Below are 19,332 nucleotides of genomic sequence, written 5' to 3'. Positions count from 1 at the left end.
TTCGTTTTACGTTTGGTTAATGAAGTTATTTAATCGTCTATTCCTGCTACTACAATCACAATTTCACCGCGCGGTTCGTTCGCCGTGAAATGTTCTATTAATTCTGTAAGCGTTCCACGCACCGTTTCTTCGTGCACCTTTGAAATTTCCCGCGAAACAGATGCCTGACGTCCGGCACCGAAATGTTCGGTAAACTGCGCCAAAGCTTTTACCAATCTGTGGGGAGACTCATAGAACACCATGGTACGACGCTCCCCGGCCAATGCCTTCAGGCGAGTCATCCTTCCTTTCTTCTGTGGAAGAAAACCTTCAAAACAGAACTTCTCATTCGGCAATCCGGAAGCCACTAATGCCGGCACAAAAGCTGTCGCTCCCGGCAGGCATTGCACTTCGATGCCGTTGCGCACACACTCTCTGACCACCAGAAAGCCCGGGTCGGATATACCCGGTGTACCTGCATCCGAAATCAAAGCTACAGTTTCTCCCCCCTTTATTCTATTAACAACACTTTCAACCGTTTTATGTTCATTAAATTTATGGTGAGATTGCATCACATTCTTTATTTCGAAGTGTTTCAGCAATATGCCGGAAGTACGTGTATCCTCAGCCAATATTAAATCCACTTCTTTCAGAATCCGGATAGCACGGAATGTCATATCTTCCAAATTCCCTACCGGGGTAGGCACTACATAAAGTTTTCCCATACTTATCGGTTGTTTAGCTGAAATATTTTTTGAGGAGTTCCATAAAATCGACAGCGGCTTCATTCTCTTCATCCGGCTGCACTTCCGAAACGAAAATATCCATAGCCTTGTCCAAAGAAGGGGCCTCACCCAAACGTCGTACCACTTCATTCATCCGTGCAGCATCGCCTGCGAACAGCTCGCGGACAAAACGGAATGAATCGTTCAGACTGATGGCATGTCTCAAATCCTTGGCAGGCTTGATACGTTCTGCCAAAATAGGAGATGCCGAAGTTACAACAGTCTGGAGCGCTTCAGCCGTATGAACTGTTTCCGGTTCCTCACATACCATCTTCATTGTATCAGGGACGACCGGTACAACCGGAGAAACCGGTCCAGCCAAAGGAGTAGTAGCAGTAGGGATTTCCTTCAGGGGCGGCACAACAGCCGTTGGCGCCTCCTCAAGCAGTTCTTGCAACGCCTCCAAGCGTACCTTCATCTGCTGGATATTCCGTTTTGCCACAATCCTCAATGTCGGATTGGTATCACTTGAAATGGCTTGCATCAAACATTTCAATTCCTGAATATCTAATTCTATGTCATTTAATAAGGTTTGCATATCCTTTACACAGTCCGTGTTAACGCTACAAATGTAGAAATAAATAATGAAAAAATATCGGAAAGCAAACAAAAGTGTTACTTTTGCGCTTAAATATAACACTCGAAAGCATGGTATTATTCTCAGAAGATCATATACAGGAAACCAAACGCAGGGGAAGAATTGAGGTCATTTGCGGTTCTATGTTTTCCGGCAAAACCGAAGAGCTGATAAGGAGACTGAAACGGGCAAAATTTGCCAAACAACGCGTAGAGATATTCAAGCCCGCCATAGACACCCGTTATTCCGAAGCCGATGTAGTATCGCATGACAGTCATTCCATAGCCTCCACTCCCATCGACTCGTCTGCCAGCATTCTGCTCTTCACTTCAGAGATAGATGTAGTGGGCATTGACGAAGCCCAGTTCTTTGATAGCGGCCTGATTGATGTATGCAACCAGCTTGCCAACAATGGTATACGCGTCATTGTTGCCGGACTGGACATGGACTTCCGGGGTATTCCATTCGGTCCTATGCCGGGACTGTGTGCCATTGCAGACGAAGTTTCCAAAGTACATGCCATCTGTGTGAAATGCGGCCAACTCGCCTCGTTCTCCCACCGTACCGTCAAGAACGACAAACAAGTACTGCTGGGGGAAACCGAAGAGTACGAACCTCTATGCCGGGAGTGCTATCAGCAAGCCATCCAAGCCGACCAAAAGGAAAGCGGTCATTAACGAATACAAAAAACAGAGCATTATGGAACGCAAAAAGATTACATTCGACAGTTTTATCCGCGGTGTCATACTCGGTGTCATTATTATCGGCATCCTTATGCTCTTCAAGCGTCTAAGCGGCGTATTGCTGCCATTCTTCATCGCATGGCTCATTGCCTATCTGATATACCCCCTGGTCACCTTTTTCCAGTACAGATTAAGGCTCAAGAACCGGGTCATATCCATCTTCTGCGCCTTATTCAGTATTCTGATTGTAGGAGGAACCGCATTTTATCTGCTTGTGCCTCCCATGATGGACGAATTCGTCAGGGTGAAAGATTTGGTAATAGACTACTTTTCCAACGGAACCCACGACGGCAATGTGCCCAAAACACTCTCTGAATTCCTTCGTGAGAACATAGACACCCAGTTTGTCACCCAATTGTTCAAGGAAGAGAATATGCTGAACGCCATCAAGGAAACCGTTCCCCGGCTCTGGTCCTTGCTGTCAGAATCCGTCAATCTACTGTTCAGTTTCTTCACTTTCTTTCTCATTCTTCTCTATATAATCTTCATATTGCTGGACTATGAAAGCATTTCCGAAGGGTGGCCCCACCTGGTACCACAGAAATACCGGCCCTTCGTAATCAATGTAATGAACGATGTGAAAGACGGCATGAACAGATACTTCCGCGGACAAGCATTCGTGGCATTGTGTGTCGGTATTCTGTTCAGTATAGGCTTTCTGATTATTGATTTCCCACTGGCCATTGGGCTCGGCTTGTTCATCGGTGCTTTAAACCTAGTGCCCTATTTACAGATTATTGGCTTTATACCTACCATCGTGCTGGCCATACTGAAAGCAGCGGATACGGGAGGAAACTTCTGGATTATCATTGCATCGGCCCTTGCGGTATTCATCATAGTACAAGCCATTCAAGACGGATTCATCGTACCGCGTGTCATGGGGAAAATTACGGGCCTGAACCCTGCCATCATCCTACTGTCTTTATCAATTTGGGGCTCATTGATGGGTATGCTGGGTATGATTATAGCACTTCCGCTTACCACCCTTATGCTCTCCTACTATCAACGTTTCATCATAAACAGAGAAAAAATTCACAAGTTTGAACAGACTGATAATCAACAAGAAGAGTAAAAGCAGAAGTCGTTATCAAAACTTTTTCCCTTAATCCATTTGTTTTTTAAACAAAAGTATCTATCTTTGCACCCGCTTAACAGCAATAAGGTCTGAATCGCTAGCTCAGCAGGTAGAGCACAACACTTTTAATGTTGGGGTCTTGGGTTCGAGCCCCAAGCGGTTCACCAAAGAAAAGCAGTTATCTGAAATAGATAATTGCTTTTTTCTTTTAAAGGCATCTGCTACGTAATGAGTTGGTTGGAAAGTTTATAATCATACCGATACTTCAGAACACAAAACAGAAGCACAATGAAAATGATTGGTTTTACCCAGTCATCTTATCCGGTATTTTTACGCCCCTCCGATGAGGATTACAAAACTCTTTTGGTTTTCTAATTCGCGTGCAAAAGAGAAACTTATTTTTCAAGTATCCCAATATTCATGATTTCTTTCACTGAAAAACTGTAAGACATGAACATTATCCACTGCCATATCACTCTTTTGAAGGTACATACACAGCCAATGAAAGACTATTTATCAGTTTTTCATCACTCAAATATAGGTTTTTAGTCCACTGAGTAAATGACAGTTAGATATGCGCACTATTGTGGTACTGCTTCTCCACAAGCATGAAGAAGCCGTACCACAATAGTGAAGAAACTGCATCACAACCGTGCACAATAGTCATTAATAAGCTTTTAGTAGAAGAAAGAGCCGTTCTTTGCGGAAAGAAGACCAGCCATTTGCACAAGAAAAAACAGCATGCAAGCAAAGTTTGCCTACATACTTGCATAGCGTCTGCTTACATACCGTAAAACGCGGTATAACAAACAATTAGAAAGCGCCATGCAAGCATGTAAGCAAAATGTGTGGTAAACCTATTGTATATCTTTTCATTTTGCGACGACTCCATAGTAAACCATGTTATCAATACGCTTCTGATAAATCTGGTTATTCTGCAGCAGATACCCCAAGGCCAAACACAAATCCACATCCCTGAACTTCGTCAGTTTCTGTAATTCAAAGATTGTACACTTCTTAAGATTGCACAGAATGGAATATACCATTTTCATATTATTGGTCGCCTTCTCAATATTCTTCATATTATTATCTTATTATTAGTTCCTTTCTTAAAATGATATCCTATATTATCTACTCAAATATAAGATAAAGACAGAGCAATGACAAACATTGCCCATTCTTTTCATTTCAGATAACATTCTTTGAACTACATATACCTAAAATCTGCAAAAAATATAGAACTTTATAAATATCAGCACTTTATAGAAAGGTATATTCACATTATACTATATCCGGAAACGATTATGCTGGTATAATCAAGGTACTATTATATGCTTGCCTTCGGGAGTGACTACTACCGAGCCCATTTTGATGTAATGTTTCCCTTCCGGCGAAACTATTACCTTTGTTTCGCTACTCTTGTCGGAAGATTCTTTTTTCTCGTCCATGAAACTCTTGTCCCGCGAAGTGGTAACCGGATAAGTATCATCCAGATAGCTCTTCATTTCGTCCACTTTTCCGTCTTTGAACCACACCTTGACAGCCGACCACCCCGCAGGAGTATAAGCACGGAATGTCCAAGCCTCTCCCTCCTTATTCAAATCTCTAAATGCAGGCTCTCCTAAAATGGTACACACCTCTTTAAAGCTCATACCACGTTCAATGCTGCTCAACTGCTTATAATCAAACCCGTAGCTCTCATAAATGCCACAGCCCGTCACCAAGACAGCGAGTAACAAGCCTAAAACAACTGACATCTTTTTCATAATAGAAAGTTTTAGTATTTATCCATACAGCAAATGTAGTATGATAAAAACCTCCTTTTCCGTGATTCTCTCTATTTATACATAGGGATTTCCCTATCTTCGAAGTTTATTCCTATCTTTACAACCTATGTACAAAGAATATCATCCCAGCCCCCTGCTCTCCCCCTATATTGACAAATATTGGGAGTTTAAAGGACAACCCGGATACGGCATGCATATCAACATCCTGCCGGACGGATGCACAGACTTTATATTCACGTTGGGTGAAGCCCCTAAGGCCGTACACGACAGCCTCGTTATGCAGCCCTACCATACCTACTTCATTGGAGCCATGACCAAATATTCCGAATTAGTGACCCATACGGTAACAGTCCATATGCTGGGAATCCGCTTTCTGCCTTGCGGAATACTTCGCTTCATGGACCTCCCTTTGCAGGAGCTCACCAACTTACGGTTAAACGCCGATGAGCTTACAAGCCTCTTTACCCACTCTTTTGCAGAGAGACTGGGCGAACTGGGAACCATTCAAGAGCACCTGGTCTTTATTGAAAACTTCCTGTTTCAAGCCTTATGCCGATACAGTCCAAAAGCAGAACGGAGCATGCTGTTCGCCATACAACAAATCAACCGATGCAAGGGTGACTTGTCACTCCTCCGGTTAGCGGAGGAGACTTGCCTATGCCAACGCCATTTCGAACGGAAATTCAAGCAGCACACCGGACTTACACCCAAAGAGTACAGTCGGATTATGAAGTTCAAACATGTTGTAGACTTGTTGCGGAGTACCTCTTTCGACAATCTGCTGTCCGTTGCCATCAAAGCAGGATATTATGATGTCTCCCATCTCTCAAAAGAAATCAAGAAGATGTCCGGCAACACGCCAAGCCAGCTTCTCACTTCCGCTCCATTGGAAGAAGGGACTTTGAGTTATGTGAAAACATAAAAGTCGATTTTTTACAATAGCTCTTCCTATTACCATGCCTATATTTGCAGCAATCAAATCAATAAAAACATCCAATATGGCAACATTAATCGAGAAAGCAGCAGAAATCTTGGCAAGATGCGAAACCGTCGTCATCACTTCCATCAACCAAGAGGGATATCCCCGCCCCGTTCCAATGAGCAACATCAAGTCGGAAGGGGCCACCACCGTATGGTTGGCAACCGGCAAAGACAGTCTTAAAACAAAGGAGTTTGCAGCCAATCCGAAAGCAGGTTTGTGCTTTCAGGAAAAAGGAAACAGCGTAGTGCTCACCGGTGAAGTGGAGATTATAGAAGACGAAGCCACCAAGCAGGAAATGTGGCAAGAGTGGTTCAGCGCACACTTCAGCAAAGGCCCGACAGATCCCAATTATGTATTACTGAAATTCAAAGGGCACCATGCCACCATTTGGATTGACGGACATTTTGTACGCAGAAATCTTTAAGAAGAGCATTCTGTTCCTCATCTGATGTCTTGCATGGGGAAATTAGAACTATAACCCCTTCGTTATCACCGGCAATCCGAAAGCTCCTTTCTGCAAAGTCAAGACTTTCGGTTTGTCTTTTCGTGCTTTGTTGTATGTGGCTGTGGAAACATGCAAGGTCTCTATCGCTCCATCCTCGAAAGCCACCTTTAAGTAATACTCCTTACGTACTCCGTCCGACACATAACGATGCTTGCCTACTTTACGTCTCTTTTCATGTTCTTTTATCAGCTTCTCAAGTACGGTGACCGTCACCTCCTTTGTCGAAGCAGGAGCCGCCATCTGATAATTTCCTACCAGAAAAAGCGAACAACTGATGACACCCACGCACACCACATGACACAATATATTCACTGCCTTTTGCTCCATCGTTGTCAGCCATATCCATTTTTTATATAGAGGAAGTGTAACGACTGCCACCACAAGTCCTACCCCTACGGGTATCCACACAGCAGCCAACGTATCTTCATAGATGTTATATCCGATGCAGCCCAAAGCTACGACCAGTACAAACATCAGAAAACGGAGTATTTTTATAAACAGTTCTTTCATTGCCGCGCTTATATTTTTGGCAAATATAAAAAGAAATATCGTTCGGTCGACTGTCAAGTCTGTTCAATCTACATGAACTAACTTGCTTGATAGAATGTTATAACTACAATAACTAAAACAGAAAATATCATGGAAAAGAGCTTAATTCATAGTAATGAACTGCATTTTATCAGTAAGAAACGCATTCATCAAGCAGTAGAGAAAATGGTTGAGTCATTGGATTTGGCTGCGGGTTCCACAACCGGCTTCAACATCTATGCAGTAGTGGAGAGCTATTTCACGGATTTGGAAAAACGAAAAGAAATCAATCAGCTGCTCAACCTGGAACAAGATGTCTGCGAAGAAATAGAGGCAGAATTAAGTTATAAATAAACTACGGAGTTACCGACTACTATTAAGTTACGGGCTACAAGTTGTCCTGCAGTATGATAATGCAGGACAACTTGTAGCCCGTAACTTATAGTGGCTGATAGCTAATAAATTGAAACTTGTAGCCCACTCAGTCTTTCGCCTGATGCACCGTCAACTGCGGGAATGGGAAGTCGATACCTTCCTCGTTGAATACGGAGTAAATCTTCTTGTTCATATCAAAATAAACGCCCCAGTAGTCTCCGCTCTTCACCCAAACACGAATCACCACATTCACACTGCTGGCATCCAGGGCATGAAGAGCCACAAACGGCTCGGGAGTATTCAAGATACGGCTGTCTTCGGAGATGATACGACGCACGGTGCTCTCTACCTTGTCATAGTTCTCACCATATTCTACACCGATCACCCAATCTACACGACGCGTATCCTCACGGCTGTAATTAGTCACTGTACCACTGCTCAACGCACCGTTAGGTATATAGATTACCTTATTGTCGGCTGTGGTCAGAATCGTATGGAAGATTTGAATCTCACGTACCGTTCCGGACACTCCCTGGCTTTCAATCCAGTCGCCTACCTTGAAAGGACGGAACAACAGTACAATCAATCCACCCGCAAAGTTCTGCAAGTTTCCGGAAAGTGCCATACCGATAGCCACACCGGCAGATGCCAACAAAGCTGCAAAAGAAGTAGTTTCCACTCCCAATTTGCCGATAACGGCAATAATCAGCAGAATGGTCAGCAAGATATTGACTAAACTTTTCACAAAGCTCTGGATACTGGCATCCACATGTCTTTTTGCCAATAACCTCGCCAGCATTTTCCTAAGAAAGGAAATCAAGAACCGTCCTACCACAAAGATGATGACAGCTCCAATAATACGTCCACCGGCACTTACGCCCCAATCTATCAATTGCTGAAGGAATATCTGCAGTTTGCTGAAACCATCGTCAGCAACTTGGGCAGCAAAGGCTGCCATGAATAAAGATGATAACATAACTATATTCTTTTTTTAAAATTAATGCTACAAAATTAACAAATAACTCTGAGTTTCGTTCACTTAACTTGCCACTTTCGACGAAAACTCCTACCTTTGCCCCGATTTCAACTAAGGGGTGCCCTAATACGACGGGCTGAGATCATACCCATTAACCTGATCCGGGTAATGCCGGCGGAGGGAAAAGAAGAAAAGTTCCCCTTTTCTGTATTCATCTAAACGAAACAATTGCAAATGAAGAGACATGCAATGGCGGTCTGCCTCCTGACGGCAGCACTGGGTGTCTGTGCGCAGGCACAAGAACAAGACAGCCTGCGGGTGATAAACCTGCAGGAAGTGGAAGTCATCTCCACACGTGCCACAAACAGCACACCGGTGGCATTCACCAATATAGGCAAAGAACAACTGAAAAAACAGAATTTCGGACAAGACCTGCCGTATCTGTTGAGTATGACACCCTCCGCCATTACTACCAGCGATGCCGGTGCCGGGGTGGGTTACACCACGCTGAGAGTCCGCGGAACAGACGGCACACGCATCAACGTCACCGCCAACGGTATTCCCATCAACGACGCGGAGAGTCACACGGTATTCTGGGTCAACCTGCCGGACTTCGCCTCCTCCGTCAAGGACATGCAGGTGCAACGCGGAGCTGGTACCTCAACGAACGGTGCAGGAGCTTTCGGTGCCAGCATCAACATGCAGACGGGTGATTTCTCCATGAAACCCTATGCAGAATTCAACGGTTCCTACGGCTCCTTCCATACGCACAAGGAGACGGTGAAAGTGGGAACGGGACTCATCAACAATCATTGGTCGTTCGATGCGCGGCTCTCCAACATCAGTACGGACGGGTATATAGACCGGGCATCTGTGGGACTGAACTCCTATTATCTGCAAGGAGGATACTACAATGACAATACCTCCGTCAAACTGATAACCTTTGCCGGCAAAGAGCGCACTTACCACGCATGGAACTATGCCAGCAAGGAGGAGATGGAACGTTACGGACGGCGTTACAATTCCTGCGGATTCATGTACGCCACCGACCGGGACGGCCATGTATACAGCAAAGAATATTATAAAGACGACAACGGCGAGAAGCATTACCTCACGGACGAAGGAGGTGCACTGCATTTCTATGACGACCAGACCGACAACTATACGCAGAAGAATTACCAGTTGCTGTTCAACCACAATTTCACCTCGCAATGGAATCTGAATATCGGCCTGCATTACACCAAAGGCGACGGGTACTACCAGGAATATAAAGGCGAACGCTCGTTGACAGAGTACGGCATGTCGCCTTTCGAATACAATGGCGGCAAGGTAGAAGTAAGCGACCTTATCCGCAAGAAGGCAATGGACAACTGGTTTGGCGGTGGAATCTTCTCCGTAAGCTACAAAGCCGACCGTCTGCATGCCTCGCTAGGCGGTGCACTGAATCGCTATGACGGCGACCACTTTGGAAAAGTGCTTTGGGTAAAGAACTATATCGGCGAACTGAACCCCGACCACGACTACTACCGCAACAACGCCACAAAGAATGACGGCAATATTTATCTGAAAGCCAATTATGAACTGGTAAGCGGCCTCAGCGCCTACCTCGACCTGCAATACCGCCACATCGACTACAAGATAAACGGACTGAACGACAAGTACAACTGGACTGCCACCACTCCGGGAATGCAGAAGCTGGACATCGACGAAGACTTCGACTTCTTCAACCCGAAAGCCGGACTGTCCTGGCAAATCGACCGCAACCACCGCCTATACGGTTCGTTCAGCGTAGCCCATAAAGAGCCTACGCGCAACAACTACACCGACGGCTACTTCACCGAACATCCCAAGGCTGAGCGCTTGTTCGACTACGAACTGGGATATACCTTCGCCAACTCATGGCTCCATGCGGGTGCCAACTTCTACTATATGGACTATAAAGACCAGCTGGTACTGACGGGAGAGCTGAACGAGATAGGCGAAGCCATGGCCAGCAACGTGCCCGACAGCTACCGTACGGGTATTGAACTGATGGCTGGCATCAAACTGGACTGCGGCTTGCAATGGGACATCAATGCCACACTCAGCAAGAACCGTGTGCAGAACTTTACCGAGACACTTTTTGAAAACGAAGAGGCAGGGTCGGAAGCATGGGTCATCGAACACGGAGATACCCCCATCGCATTCTCTCCCGACTTCATACTGAACAACCGCTTCGGCTATACGTTCAAAGGATTCGAAGCCTCGTTACAGTCACAATATATCAGCAAGCAATACATGAGTAACGCCAAGCAAGAGGAGTGCACGCTGGATGCTTATTTCGTAAGCAACCTGAATCTGTCCTATACCTTCAAGTTGCCTAAAGTAAAGTCGGTAACCATAGGGTGCACCATCTATAATCTGTTCAATGAAGAATACGAGAATAACGGATACGCAGGCAGCGGATACTATCTCGACGATAACGGAGGAAAAGTCCGTTACAACTATGCCGGCTACGCTGCCCAGGCGGGAACGAATGTATTGGGACATATAGCAATCAATTTCTGATGGAACATATTCTTGAGATTACAGGCACTGTGACCGGGATCCTCTACCTCTGGTTGGAGTACCGGGCAAGCATTTATCTTTGGATAGCGGGCATCATTATGCCTGCCGTCTATATTTTTGTCTACTATGATGCGGGGTTGTATGCAGATTTCGGCATCAACATCTATTATCTGGGTGCTGCCATCTACGGCTGGATGATGTGGAAGTACAGAGCTGTACTACGACGTACTATCTTGAAACGGAAAGATGCCCCACAAAGGGGAGAGAACAACAGAACAGAAGAACAAAAGCAGGAGCTTTCCATTACCTATATGCCGACGCGCTACTTGCTGCCGCTTACTGCCGTATTCACCGCCGCCTTCCTCGGCATTGCCTGGATATTGATAAACTTCACGGACAGCAATGTGCCCTGGCTGGACTCCTTCACCACCGCACTGAGCATCGTCGGCATGTGGATGCTGGCACGGAAATATGTAGAACAATGGTGGGCATGGATTGCGGTAGATGCCGTCAGCGCCGGACTGTACATCTACAAAGGACTTGATTTTACAGCCGGACTATATGCCCTTTATACAATTATAGCTATCTTTGGCTACTTCAAATGGAGAAAGATGATGAGCAAAGACGAAGGATTAGAGATTAGGGATTAAGAAAGATATGAAAAACGAACTATCAACGAGCAACGAGCAATTATCAACTATTGATGCCGTAGTTTTAGCGAATGGGGAATATCCTGCCGGTCCCCTGCCTTTGAAGATATTGGCGGAAGCGCCATACGTGGTTTGCTGCGACGGCGGAGCGAACGAATACATCCGCCGGGGTCATACTCCCGACATAATCATCGGCGACGGCGACTCCCTCAGTGATGAAAACCGCCGGAAGTTCGGACATATCCTGCACCGTATCAGCGACCAGGAAACCAACGACCAGACCAAAGCCGTCAACTTCCTGCTGGCGCAAGGCAAACGCCGCATCGCCATCATCGGTGCCACGGGCAAACGTGAAGACCATACACTGGGAAATATCAGCCTGCTCATCGACTATCTCCGTGCCGGAGCCGATGTACGTACCTATACCGATTACGGCATCTTCATCCCCTGCCGGGGTACCCGCACCTTCCCAAGCCATCCCGGACAGCAAGTATCCATCATCAATTTCACTGCACACGGTCTGCATGGCAAAGGACTGGTCTATCCTCTCAGCGACTTCACCAACTGGTGGCAAGGCACACTCAACGAATGCACCGGTACGGAATTCACCATCGAGGCGGAAGGGGAATACCTGGTATTCGTCACTACTTCTTCGCTTCCGCCACTTCAACAAAGTACACGCTGATACAAATCATGGCAATGGCAGCGGCTTGCGTCCAACTGAAACGGTCTTGCCCCAAGGTGAGGGAAACAACGGTAGTCACCACCAATATCAGATAGCTGTACATGGATACAACCGTCGTCTTGAGATACTTCAAGCCCACCGGAACCAGAAAGTAACTGAGGTAAGTAGGGAAAACCAGCACAAACGCCAACACCGCCCACGGCACCCAGTGCCACTTCCCATGCAAGGCATCCGTAAGCAAGGGTGCATCCCAGCCTATAATGGACGACACAATCAATCCCGTTACTGCCGCACCGCCAAAGATGTACTTCATCATCGTCACTACCCCGACCTCTTCCAGCAGTTTCTTGCTCACAATCAGGTAAACGGCAAAGACCAGCGAGCTCACCATGCAGAGCATGTTGCCCGTAAACGCATCGTGCGCCAGGTCATCACTGCCTTGCGTAAGGATGCACAGCAACGCACCGCCAAAACCCAGCGCTATGCCGATTATCTTCATCAGCGTAGCCTTTTCGTGCAGGAAAAAGACAGATATCAGAAAGACCCAAATGGGCTGCATGGAGTTGAAGATGGCACTGGAAACCGGAGTCGTCTTACTGATGCCCAGCAGATAGCAGAACATGAACCCGTAGAGTCCGAAAGCCCCCAGGCAGAACAGCCCTATCCGCTGCCGCCTTGTGGCCGGTGCCTCCTTTACAAACCAGCCTGTTATCCAAAATGCCACGGCAGCAAAGACACAACGCACCGTGACACCCGTCAATGCACCCAGCCACAAAGGGAGCAGAAATTTCAATCCATTCATATTCAACCCCGCCATGACGCGCGATGCAACCATACTGAGATTGGCTTCCAGTTTCTTATCTTTCATCAGCTTCGTATTTTTCCCCTCAAACAATTCATTACTTTGAAATGTTTTAGGAGAAAAAGGAGATAACACTATGGCAAAAGTTAAAGAAGAACAATCGTCTCAGCAAACAAAGCAAGTCCTCGCATTCTCCACCCGGCTACGCCATGACCTTAAGAAAGCCTGCCGGCAACTGGATGAGGGAGAAGGACAAGAGGACGTCACAATCAGTAAGGAGGTGAAGGCATGGCTAAACAAATAATATGGTCGCCCCTCGCCAAAGAGGCGCTGAAGGGCCTGCTGATTTCCTCGCAAGAAAGAGATGGCAACAAACGGTGTGGCGGGGTTCTGTACTCCTTATTCCAAAATGCATTGTACCGCATCACGCTGAATCCGTTTATCGGACAGCCCACCGAAGCAGAGAACATACGGTACATCATCCCGCATCCCGACTATACGCTTCTTTACCGGCACAGTCTCCGGAAGATAGAAGTGCTTGTGCTATGGAACAACCATCATAAGTTGGGCAGCATGATAGACCTCATCCGGGAAGAACCCGATACAGAATAAAGCAGCCAATCTTGTCAAGAGCAGATTTATGGAAGATTAACGGAACAGACGCATTATCGTCCGTTCATATAGCCGGAACAAACCATGTATCCGTCCCGAACATATCATCTGTTTATCCTCGACACACCATCTGTCGGCGCTGAACATATCATCCGAAACATCCGAGCTTTTCGTCAAAACCACTGGGATTTTCCAAGCAAATGCCCGCTATTCCGCTTGCTGAAGTGGAGGATTAAATCTGTAAAGCACTGGTTCAGGAGAGTAAACCCTAAGGTTTAGCAAATGAAGTGACGGAAGAACACAACAAAAAAGGAGAAGCGACGCCTCTCCTTTTATGCTAATTTAAAATTGAATCTGAACTAAGATTGCAGTTACAAAGATACAACATCCGAAAGGCAATGTCAAGCAATCCGGTGTTTTTCTTTACTGACGTCCCATTCTTTATACATGCATCAGATATTGCTTGAAGTCCGCGAAATCCTTCGACATCGGCAGGCTCTTCTTCTCACCGCGCATAAAGGCCTGAAGCTTGGCTGGTATTTCTACGGCTTCACCGATAATCTTCTCGACTGTATCCTTGAACTTCGCCGGATGAGCCGTTTCAAGGAACACGCCCGTTTCACCGAGTTTCAGTCCTTCGACCAAAGCGCGGAAGCCGCAGGCTCCGTGCGGGTCGAGCAGGTAATGGTCCTTCTTCCACACTTCCCGCATAGTTTCGGCAATCTGCTCATCGGTATAAGTGGCACCGCTGATTTCGGCAGAGATGGCGGCATGGCTGCCTCCGTAAAGGTCGAGTATGCGAGCAAAGTTGCTCGGGTCGCCCACATCCATCGCGTTAGCAATGGTAGCGATACTGGGACGCGGTGTATAAATGCCCGTCTGCAAATATTGGAAGAAGATATCATTGCGGTTGTTGGAAGCGATAAAGCGTTCCACGGGTAGTCCCATACGCTTGCCGAAAAGGCCGGCAGTGATATTGCCGAAGTTACCACTGGGTACACAAATGACGGCATTGTCTCCCTTACCGGCACGCTTCAGTTGAGCATAGGCATAAAAGTAATAGAATGCCTGCGGCAAGAAACGCGCCACGTTGATGGAATTGGCGCTGGTCAGTTGCAGGTGCTCGTTTAGTTCCCCGTCCATAAAAGCGGATTTAACCAGAGCCTGGCAATCGTCGAACGTACCGTCAACCTCAATGGCCGTGATATTCTGCCCTAAGGTAGTGAACTGTTTCTCCTGGATTTCACTGACTTTTCCCTTCGGGTAGAGCACATAGACGTGTATGCCTTCCACACCGAGGAAACCATTGGCAACGGCACTCCCCGTATCACCGGAAGTAGCCACAAGCACATTGACTTGCTTCTTGCCCTCTTTCTTGATAAAGTACCCCAGCAAACGCGCCATGAAGCGACCGCCTACATCCTTAAAGGCAAGTGTCGGACCATGGAACAGCTCAAGCGAATAAATATTCTCCGTCACCCGGACCAGAGGGACATCGAAACTGAGTGTGTCATAAACAATCTGTTTCAGCGTATCGGCAGGAACATCCTCACCAAAGAAAGCATCTGCCACGCGATAGGCTATCTCCTGAAAGCTGAGTGTATCGATGCTATCGTAAAACTCTTGTGGCAGAGTTTTGATTGTAAAGGGCATGAAAAGCCCCTTGTCTGCGGCAAGCCCCTTTACCACGGCCTCTTCAAGAGTGACTTCGGAAGCTTGTTTGTTGGTGCTATAATATTTCATATTAAATTAAAAATTAAAGAATTCATTGATAAACTCGTCTTCTTTCATCAGTCCGTAACTGCCTTCACAGGCTGCCACTTCATCAAATGTCCGTACTTCGTCAGCCTCGATACCCGGATGCCAGATGAGGAATGGAACAGGTTCGGCCGTATGCGTACGGAGCTCGCAGGGAGTGGGATGGTCAGGCAATACGGAGATGGCAACGGGTTCCTCCCAATCCTTCACAGCCTCGTAGATAGGACCTACAGCACGGCTGTCCAGATTCTCAATCGTCATAATCTTCAAGGGGACGTTTCCTTCATGACCGGCCTCATCACTGGCTTCGATATGCAGGTAGACAAAATCATCCGTCCGCAATGCATCGAGGGCGGCAGCCACCTTATTCTCATAGTTGGTATCATAAAGCCCCGTCGCACCTTCTACGGTGATACGCCGCAGCCCCGCATAGTAGCCGATACCGTTAATCAAATCCACGGCAGAAATCACGGCGCCGCGCCTCACCTGCGGAAACTTGTCTGAAAGGCGCTCCATCTGCGGACGATAACCGGGACTCCACGGCCAGATGCTATTGGCAGGGTCCTTACCCTCGGACTTCCGCTTCATGTTGACCGGATGGTTTTCCAGCAACACTTGCGAACGGATAATCAAATCGTTAATCAAATCGGCAGTCTGCTTCGGAGTAAGCTCTGCACCGCCTTCGGGGACCGAAATATTCTCCGTCCCCTCCATCGGCTTCACCATCAACGGACGGAAAGGCCTCAAAGGGACATCGTGGGGCGGCGTACAGTCAATGCGCTTGTCCCCTCCTTTTATTACCAGCAGATGGCGGTATTGCACGCCCGTATGGAAACGCACGCGGTCGTCGCCCAGATGCTCTTGAAGGTATTTCACCAACACATCCGCTTCCTCTGTAGTGATGTGCCCGGCAGAATGATTCTTGATATTGTCTCCCTCGATGCAGATAATATTGCAGCGCATCGCCATCTCACCTGGCTGCAAGTCCACACCGATGCTCGCCGCCTCCAACGGACCGCGGCCTTCGTACACCTTCGGCAGGTTATAGCCCAGAACGGACATATTCGCCACCTCACTGCCGGGATGAAATCCCTCGGCCACCGTCACCAGCCTTCCCACACGTCCCATGCGTGCCAGCTTGTCCATATAGGGAGTTGCAGCCGCCTGCAGCAAGGTTTTGCCTCCCAGAGCCTTCACGGGCCAGTCGGCCATACCATCACCCAATATAATGATGTGTTTCATCTTTTTATATTACGATTTGGATTAAACGTTTGCAATGCTCATAATATCCGCAAATACCCCCGCAGCCGTTACACCCGCACCGGCTCCGTATCCTTGTATCATCATCGGATATTCCTTATAACGTGCCGTGGTCAGCAGGATGATGTTATTGCTGCCTTCCAGACCGTAAAACGGATGGTTAGCGCCGACTTCCTGCAAGCCGACAGATGCTTTGCCGTTTTCCAGCTTGGCTACGAAACGCCAATGCTTGTTCTCGGCTTCCAACACCTTGCGACGGGCCTCGAAATCGGCATCGAGGCTCGGCACTTTCTTCCAGAAGTCATCCAGGGAGCCTTCAAAGAAGTCATCGGGCACAAAGAGGTTCTTCTCAACATCGCTCTGTTCCAAACAGTAACCGGCCTCGCGTGCCAGAATCACCAGTTTGCGGATAACATCCTTTCCGCTGAGGTCGATACGCGGATCGGGTTCGGAGTAACGTTCCTCCTGTGCCATCTTAATGGTCTTGCTGAAAGGAATGTCGGCACTGATTTTATTGAAAATATAGTTCAACGTACCGCTCAGCACGGCTTCAATCTTCAATATCTTATCACCGCTATGAATAAGGTCGTTAATGGTATTGATGATGGGGAGTCCGGCACCTACATTTGTTTCAAACAAGTACTTCACACCGCGTTGGCGGGCAATCTGTTTCAGTTCACGATAGTTCTCGTATTCAGAAGAAGCGGCAATCTTGTTGGCAGCCACTACCGAAACATTGTGCAGCAGCAAGTCCTTGTAAAGGGAAGCCACGCCTGCACTTGCCGTACAGTCCACAAAGACAGAGTTAAAGATGTTCATACCGATAATCTCATTACGCAGCGTTTCCAGAGAGCTGTCCTTTCCCTTCTCCTGCAGTTCTTCACGGAAACGTCCCAAATCGAAACCTTCGCGGCTGAACATGGCTTTGTTTGCATCGGCAATGCCCACTACATTCAATTGCAGGCCGTTCTCCTGCATCAGCTTCTGGCGCTGGCTGTGGATTTGCTCTATCAGGCTACCGCCTACGGTTCCTATGCCACAGATAAAGAGATTCAGTACCTGATATTCCGACAAGAAAAAAGAATCATGGATGACATTCAGCGATTTGCGCAATGATTTGCTGTCCACTACAAACGAGATGTTGGTTTCCGAAGCACCCTGCGCACAAGCAATCACATTGATACCGTTACGCCCCAACGTACCGAACAGCTTTCCGGCAATACCCGGCGTATGCTTCATGTTCTCGCCTACGATGGCCACGGTAGCCAGGTTCTTTTCTGCCTGAATAGGAGAAATTTCTCCCATCTCTATTTCTTTGGCAAACTCCTCGTTCAGCACCTCGCAAGCCAGGTTAGCATCCGCATTGCGCACACCGATAGACGTTGAATTCTCCGAAGAAGCCTGGGACACAAGGAACACACTGATGCCATTCTTTGCCAGCGCCTTGAAGATACGGTAGTTCACACCGATAACACCTACCATACCAAGGCCTTGCACTGTAATCAGGCTCGTATCATTGATGGATGAAATACCCTTGATGGCCTTGCTTTGCGGGTCGGAAACCTCTCGCTTGATGACAGTTCCCACACCCTCCGGATTGAAGGTATTCTTCACCAGAATGGGGATATTCTTGTGGCAAACCGGATAGATTGTCGGAGGATAGACCACTTTCGCACCGAAGTTACAAAGCTCCGTAGCTTCCACATAGCTCAATTCATTGATAGTGTATGCCCTGGAAATCACACGCGGGTCAGCTGTCATGAACCCGTCTACATCCGTCCAGATTTCCAGACTGTCGGCATCCAGTGCGGCAGCAATGATTGCCGCTGTATAGTCGGAACCACCTCTACCCAGGTTCGTTACCTCTCCCGTCATTTTGTCTGTGGAGATAAACCCCGGAACCAATACGCGTTTGGGCAGGCTGCTGAATGTTTCGCGCACCAACGAATTTGTCAGCTCCGTATCCAGCACATGCTTGGAATGTTTCTTCTCCGTCTTGATAAACTTACGCGAATCAAACCATTCAGCTCCCGTCAGTTGTGCCACGATGATAGATGAAAGCCGTTCGCCATAGCTCACAATCGTATCGGACGTCTTCTGCGAAAGGTCCTTTATCAGATAAATACCCTGAAAAATATCTTTCAGCTCATTAAGCAGTTCGCCAATCTGGCGCTGCAAGGCAACCTGCGCCTCGCCTGCCGGAATCACTTCCTTAATCATTTCCACATGACGGTAGACAATCTCCCGGAACTCATTCTCGTAAGAAGCATCACCGGCTGCCGCCATTCTGGAGGTGTTAATCAACTTGTCCGTGATACCACCCAATGCGGACACTACCACGATAACCGGTTCATCGACTGCTTCTACAATTCTCTTGACGCTCAAAATACTGTTCACGGAACCTACGGACGTTCCGCCGAATTTCATTACTTTCATTTCTCTTTATATTGTTGAGATGGTTGATACAATGTGTCGGAAACAAGCTGATACGGCTTGCATTGACTTTAATTAAATAGAAAAACTGCTTGAAAATGGTGTAACACGTAGAAACACAAAATACTATCCCTAACCCCTAAGGGTCATGGTCCACATGGATGTGACTGTATGCTGATAGTACTTGTTCATTGTCTCTTGTTTCTATCATTTATGATAAGTGTTGCAAAAGTAACAATAAAAACATTCAATCTATCACTTTTTGCGACTTTT

At 47.1% G+C, this 19,332-nt stretch carries 20 protein-coding genes, 1 tRNA gene and 1 riboswitch; of the genes, 11 read left to right on the top strand and 10 right to left on the bottom strand.

What is annotated here, in order from left to right; all coding sequences use genetic code 11:
• Nucleotides 1-29 precede the first annotated feature (29 nt).
• Both rsmI and EYA81_RS11280 read right to left on the bottom strand, forming a co-directional pair.
• Nucleotides 30-704, bottom strand: a complete 675-nt coding sequence (gene rsmI, locus EYA81_RS11285; protein ID WP_005828441.1) for a 16S rRNA (cytidine(1402)-2'-O)-methyltransferase — start codon at nucleotides 702-704, stop codon at nucleotides 30-32.
• A 13-nt stretch (nucleotides 705-717) separates the two neighbouring features.
• The gene (locus tag EYA81_RS11280) at nucleotides 718-1,302 is read right to left on the bottom strand and encodes a hypothetical protein (protein WP_117599252.1); all 585 of its coding nucleotides are present in this window, start codon (nucleotides 1,300-1,302) and stop codon (nucleotides 718-720) included.
• 110 nt (nucleotides 1,303-1,412) lie between these two features.
• Here EYA81_RS11280 and EYA81_RS11275 point away from each other — a divergent pair, with 110 nt between their 5' ends.
• The 3 genes from EYA81_RS11275 to EYA81_RS11265 all read left to right on the top strand — a co-directional run bounded on the left by EYA81_RS11275 (nucleotide 1,413) and on the right by EYA81_RS11265 (nucleotide 3,326).
• Entirely contained in the window at nucleotides 1,413-2,018 is a 606-nt protein-coding gene (locus EYA81_RS11275) for a thymidine kinase (protein ID WP_005828444.1), read from the top strand.
• 22 nt (nucleotides 2,019-2,040) lie between these two features.
• Entirely contained in the window at nucleotides 2,041-3,156 is a 1,116-nt protein-coding gene (locus tag EYA81_RS11270; protein WP_008665790.1) for an AI-2E family transporter, read from the top strand.
• Between the two features lie 94 nt (nucleotides 3,157-3,250).
• Nucleotides 3,251-3,326: transfer RNA gene (locus tag EYA81_RS11265), tRNA-Lys, on the top strand.
• Between the two features lie 705 nt (nucleotides 3,327-4,031).
• Here EYA81_RS11265 and EYA81_RS11255 read toward each other — a convergent pair.
• The gene (locus EYA81_RS11255; protein ID WP_005835016.1) at nucleotides 4,032-4,241 is read right to left on the bottom strand and encodes a winged helix-turn-helix domain-containing protein; all 210 of its coding nucleotides are present in this window, start codon (nucleotides 4,239-4,241) and stop codon (nucleotides 4,032-4,034) included.
• 234 nt (nucleotides 4,242-4,475) lie between these two features.
• Nucleotides 4,476-4,925 carry a hypothetical protein gene (locus EYA81_RS11250; protein ID WP_117966358.1) on the bottom strand — a complete coding sequence of 150 codons (450 nt, stop codon included), beginning with the start codon at nucleotides 4,923-4,925 and terminating at the stop codon, nucleotides 4,476-4,478.
• A gap of 127 nt (nucleotides 4,926-5,052) precedes the next feature.
• On the opposite strand from EYA81_RS11250, the gene EYA81_RS11245 reads away from it, so the two are divergent.
• Both EYA81_RS11245 and EYA81_RS11240 read left to right on the top strand, forming a co-directional pair.
• On the top strand, nucleotides 5,053-5,868 hold the full coding sequence (locus tag EYA81_RS11245; protein WP_117599249.1) for a helix-turn-helix transcriptional regulator: 816 nt from the start codon (nucleotides 5,053-5,055) through the stop codon (nucleotides 5,866-5,868).
• Nucleotides 5,869-5,944: 76 nt separating this feature from the next.
• A complete protein-coding gene (locus EYA81_RS11240) occupies nucleotides 5,945-6,352 on the top strand; it encodes a pyridoxamine 5'-phosphate oxidase family protein (RefSeq protein ID WP_005835009.1) in 408 nt (135 codons plus the stop codon).
• 48 nt (nucleotides 6,353-6,400) lie between these two features.
• On the opposite strand, the gene EYA81_RS11235 is transcribed toward EYA81_RS11240, so the two are convergent.
• Nucleotides 6,401-6,943, bottom strand: a complete 543-nt coding sequence (locus EYA81_RS11235) for a hypothetical protein (protein WP_117589786.1) — start codon at nucleotides 6,941-6,943, stop codon at nucleotides 6,401-6,403.
• Nucleotides 6,944-7,072: 129 nt separating this feature from the next.
• On the opposite strand from EYA81_RS11235, the gene EYA81_RS11230 reads away from it, so the two are divergent.
• Nucleotides 7,073-7,315 (top strand): hypothetical protein, encoded by a 243-nt coding sequence (locus EYA81_RS11230; RefSeq protein WP_005828479.1) that lies wholly within the window; start codon nucleotides 7,073-7,075, stop codon nucleotides 7,313-7,315.
• A gap of 127 nt (nucleotides 7,316-7,442) precedes the next feature.
• Here the strand turns inward: EYA81_RS11230 and EYA81_RS11225 are convergent, their stop codons facing one another.
• Nucleotides 7,443-8,312: a mechanosensitive ion channel family protein gene (locus EYA81_RS11225; RefSeq protein WP_034528887.1), complete on the bottom strand. Its 870-nt coding sequence runs from the start codon at nucleotides 8,310-8,312 to the stop codon at nucleotides 7,443-7,445.
• Between the two features lie 104 nt (nucleotides 8,313-8,416).
• Nucleotides 8,417-8,513: riboswitch (TPP riboswitch) on the top strand.
• Nucleotides 8,514-8,546: 33 nt separating this feature from the next.
• Between EYA81_RS11225 and EYA81_RS11220 the strand changes: the two genes are divergently transcribed.
• From EYA81_RS11220 to EYA81_RS11210, 3 genes are read left to right on the top strand one after another with little or no spacing between them, the layout of a single operon-like run.
• On the top strand, nucleotides 8,547-10,859 hold the full coding sequence (locus EYA81_RS11220; RefSeq protein ID WP_117599248.1) for a TonB-dependent receptor: 2,313 nt from the start codon (nucleotides 8,547-8,549) through the stop codon (nucleotides 10,857-10,859).
• A complete protein-coding gene (gene pnuC, locus EYA81_RS11215) occupies nucleotides 10,859-11,509 on the top strand; it encodes a nicotinamide riboside transporter PnuC (RefSeq protein ID WP_117599247.1) in 651 nt (216 codons plus the stop codon). Before EYA81_RS11220 ends, pnuC begins: the two co-directional genes overlap by 1 nt.
• A gap of 7 nt (nucleotides 11,510-11,516) precedes the next feature.
• Nucleotides 11,517-12,194: a thiamine diphosphokinase gene (locus EYA81_RS11210; RefSeq protein WP_117599246.1), complete on the top strand. Its 678-nt coding sequence runs from the start codon at nucleotides 11,517-11,519 to the stop codon at nucleotides 12,192-12,194.
• On the opposite strand, the gene EYA81_RS11205 is transcribed toward EYA81_RS11210, so the two are convergent.
• Nucleotides 12,154-13,062, bottom strand: coding sequence for a DMT family transporter (locus EYA81_RS11205; protein ID WP_117966355.1), 909 nt, complete (start codon nucleotides 13,060-13,062; stop codon nucleotides 12,154-12,156). The genes EYA81_RS11210 and EYA81_RS11205 overlap by 41 nt on opposite strands.
• 70 nt (nucleotides 13,063-13,132) lie before the next feature.
• On the opposite strand from EYA81_RS11205, the gene EYA81_RS19230 reads away from it, so the two are divergent.
• On the top strand, nucleotides 13,133-13,300 hold the full coding sequence (locus tag EYA81_RS19230; protein ID WP_016274202.1) for a hypothetical protein: 168 nt from the start codon (nucleotides 13,133-13,135) through the stop codon (nucleotides 13,298-13,300).
• A complete protein-coding gene (locus EYA81_RS11200) occupies nucleotides 13,285-13,608 on the top strand; it encodes a type II toxin-antitoxin system RelE/ParE family toxin (protein WP_117966352.1) in 324 nt (107 codons plus the stop codon). Before EYA81_RS19230 ends, EYA81_RS11200 begins: the two co-directional genes overlap by 16 nt.
• A 441-nt stretch (nucleotides 13,609-14,049) precedes the next feature.
• Here the strand turns inward: EYA81_RS11200 and thrC are convergent, their stop codons facing one another.
• Genes thrC through thrA form a run of 3 tightly spaced genes read right to left on the bottom strand, consistent with a single transcriptional unit; the run spans nucleotide 14,050 to nucleotide 19,062 of the window.
• The gene (gene thrC / locus EYA81_RS11195; protein WP_117599244.1) at nucleotides 14,050-15,351 is read right to left on the bottom strand and encodes a threonine synthase; all 1,302 of its coding nucleotides are present in this window, start codon (nucleotides 15,349-15,351) and stop codon (nucleotides 14,050-14,052) included.
• A 6-nt stretch (nucleotides 15,352-15,357) separates the two neighbouring features.
• Complete coding sequence (locus EYA81_RS11190; protein WP_117599243.1) at nucleotides 15,358-16,608, bottom strand: cofactor-independent phosphoglycerate mutase; 1,251 nt, start codon at nucleotides 16,606-16,608, stop codon at nucleotides 15,358-15,360.
• Nucleotides 16,609-16,629: 21 nt separating this feature from the next.
• Complete coding sequence (gene thrA, locus EYA81_RS11185) at nucleotides 16,630-19,062, bottom strand: bifunctional aspartate kinase/homoserine dehydrogenase I (RefSeq protein ID WP_117966350.1); 2,433 nt, start codon at nucleotides 19,060-19,062, stop codon at nucleotides 16,630-16,632.
• Nucleotides 19,063-19,332 lie beyond the last annotated feature (270 nt).

It is taken from the genome of Bacteroides sp. A1C1, from assembly GCF_004328515.1.
GTDB lineage: Bacteria > Bacteroidota > Bacteroidia > Bacteroidales > Bacteroidaceae > Bacteroides > Bacteroides uniformis.
This window is presented reverse-complemented; position numbering and strand designations above follow the sequence as displayed.